A 2,442-nucleotide genomic window follows, 5' to 3' on the forward strand; every position below is an offset into this window, starting at 1 on the left:
ACGCCAAGCTCGTAAGTCGAATCGTGACGAGCCACATCGGCACCAATCCGGAGACGCAGCGGCAGATGATCGCGGGTGAGGTCCTTGTCGACCTGGTGCCGCAGGGGACTCTTGTGGAACGTATTCGGGCCGGGGGATTCGGACTCGGCGGCGTTTTGACGCAGACAGGGCTTGGGACCCTCGCAGCGAAAGGCAAGCAAGTGGTCGAAGTCGATGGCAAGACGTTTCTGCTGGAGCTGCCTCTCAAGGCCGACTTCGCTCTGATCAATGCGAGGCGTGCCGACTACCTCGGCAACCTGGAGTACGCATTGACCTCTCGGAACTTCAATCCAATCATGGCGATGGCTGCTGGAACAGTCATCGCAGAAGCGGAAGACATGGTTCCTGTGGGTGTCATCCCGCCCGATGCGGTCATGACGCCCCACGTGTTGATCCAGTACCTGGTCTGCAAGGAGAGCGCGAATGGGTGACAAGGAATTGATCGCCCGCCGGATCGCGAAAGAGCTTCGCGATGGTCAGCTCGTCAACCTGGGGATCGGACTCCCGACGCAGGTAGCGCACCACTTGCCCAAGGGCGTGAATGTGTTTTTTCAGTCCGAGAACGGTCTGATCGGCATGCTGCCGCTACCCGAGGAGGGCTTTGCGTGGGCTGATCTTACTGACGCAGGCGGCCGCCCAGTCGGCGCCGGGCCTGGGGCCTGTGCAATCGATTCGGCCATGTCCTTCGGCCTCATTCGTGGTGGGCACCTCGACGTGACCGTTCTCGGCGGCCTTCAGGTGGACGAGGCGGGGCATTTGGCGAACTGGCTCATTCCAGGGGTCATGGTGCCCGGTATGGGCGGCGCCATGGACCTCGTCACGGGCGCCAGGCGGGTCATTGTGGCAATGACGCACACGGCCAGAGGCGCGCCAAAGCTTGTCAAACGGTGCGCCTATCCGATCACCTCGACCCGGCGTGTCGATTTGATCGTCACGGAACTCGCCGTCATCGAACCGGGGCAGGCTGGGCTGATGTTGCGCGAGACGGCGCCGGGCGTGACGGTCGAGCAGGTCGTCAGTGCGACGGGTGCGCGACTGATCGTGCCGGATGACGTTCACGAGATGCGTATTTGATGGAAGCACGCATTCTTGATGGTGGCTGCTGCGCCACTGCCCACGGCATAGGTCATTTCCGATTCAAGCAACGGGCCTCGGCCGCTCGATCGGGGTAAGTCCTATGCTCTTTGTGTGATCACACATATACGATCACGACATTCAATATTTGATACCTAAGGAGACTGCAATGAACATCCTGTCTAGACGCCGCGTGTTGAAGTTGGCAGCCGTCGGCGCGGCGACGTCCGCTTTCAGTCCTCTCGCTGCGATCGCGCAGGCGACGCAATGGCCCATGAAGCCAATTTCCGTTCTCGTGGGTTATCCGCCGGGCGGTCTCACGGATGCCGGCGCGCGATTCCTCAGCCGGGGAATGGCAACGGCTCTTGCACAGCCTGTCGTGATTGACAACAAGCCGGGCGCGGGCGGCAATATCGCTGCAGCCGAGGTGCAGCGCGCGAACGACCCCTACAAGTTTCTGGTGGCCAATACGAGTTTCACCATCAACCCCCATACCTACTCCACGCCTTCGCCTGTTCCGACCGAGTTCACTCCCATTGGGCTGATCTTGGAATCTCAATTGGTACTGGTCGTGAATCCTGCATCGCCGGCGAAGAACCTTGCTGGCTTCGTTGCCTGGGTCAAGGCAGAAAGCGAAAAGGGGTTTAGCTACGCCTCGTCGGGAAATGGCGGCAACACGCATTTGGCGATGGAATACTTCCGGGAGAGAGCTGGCCTGCCGAAGATGAGCCAAGTGCCCTACCGCGGCAGCGCTCCAGCCATCCAAGACGTCGTGGGAAATCAGGTGCCCTGCTTGATGGATGCGGCATCCCTCCTGATCCCATTCATTTCCAGCGGCAAGCTGCGGCCAATTCTCGTTACGGGTAGCACGCGGCTTCCGGCGCTTCCCGACGTTCCCACAGCGGCGGAACTTGGCATCAAGGACTTCGTGGTCACCGTGTTCGTAGGGCTTTACGGTCCGCCAAAGTTGCCCGCCGATGTCGTCACCAAAGCCAATGCGGCAATGAATGCCGCACTTGGCGATCCCGCAGTCACCTCTCAGATTGTGAAGAATGGGGATATGGTAGGCGGCGGGACATCGGAGCGCCTCGCCACTCTCACGCGAGACAACTACAAACTTTGGGGCGAGGTGGCCAAGCGAAACAACATTCGTGCTGAATGAGGCAGTGATTGCCGGGTCCCAGATCCGAAGGTCGAGTCGGAGTCGAGGTCTTGAATCATCGAGGCGACTTCGCCGTTGACGTGGATTTCTGCCGTTGCTGCTCCCTGTCCGCTAACAGGTCGACAAATGCGCGGACCTTCGCTGGACGAAAGCGAGCGGCCGGAAAG

3 protein-coding genes are annotated in these 2,442 nt (G+C 60.4%); all 3 read left to right on the forward strand.

Annotation, left to right across the window (positions count from 1 at the left end; all coding sequences use genetic code 11):
- A partial coding sequence (locus AC1DY5_RS51380) for a 3-oxoacid CoA-transferase subunit A (RefSeq protein ID WP_478121975.1) occupies positions 1-470 on the forward strand: 470 nt, incomplete at its 5' end.
- Positions 463-1,113: a 3-oxoacid CoA-transferase subunit B gene (locus AC1DY5_RS51385; RefSeq protein ID WP_478121976.1), complete on the forward strand. Its 651-nt coding sequence runs from the start codon at positions 463-465 to the stop codon at positions 1,111-1,113. The genes AC1DY5_RS51380 and AC1DY5_RS51385, both read left to right, overlap by 8 nt.
- A 169-nt stretch (positions 1,114-1,282) precedes the next feature.
- Positions 1,283-2,275 (forward strand): Bug family tripartite tricarboxylate transporter substrate binding protein, encoded by a 993-nt coding sequence (locus AC1DY5_RS51390; RefSeq protein WP_478121977.1) that lies wholly within the window; start codon positions 1,283-1,285, stop codon positions 2,273-2,275.
- The last annotated feature ends 167 nt before the right edge of the window (positions 2,276-2,442 follow it).

This window comes from Variovorax sp. P4_D9, assembly GCF_056401695.1.

What these genes read in the sequence shown, in the direction of transcription:
- AC1DY5_RS51385 (WP_478121976.1), top strand. Translation starts at nt 463, where the DNA reads ATGGGTGACAAGGAATTGATCGCCCGCCGGATCGCGAAAGAGCTTCGC.
- AC1DY5_RS51390 (WP_478121977.1), top strand. Translation starts at nt 1,283, where the DNA reads ATGAACATCCTGTCTAGACGCCGCGTGTTGAAGTTGGCAGCCGTCGGC.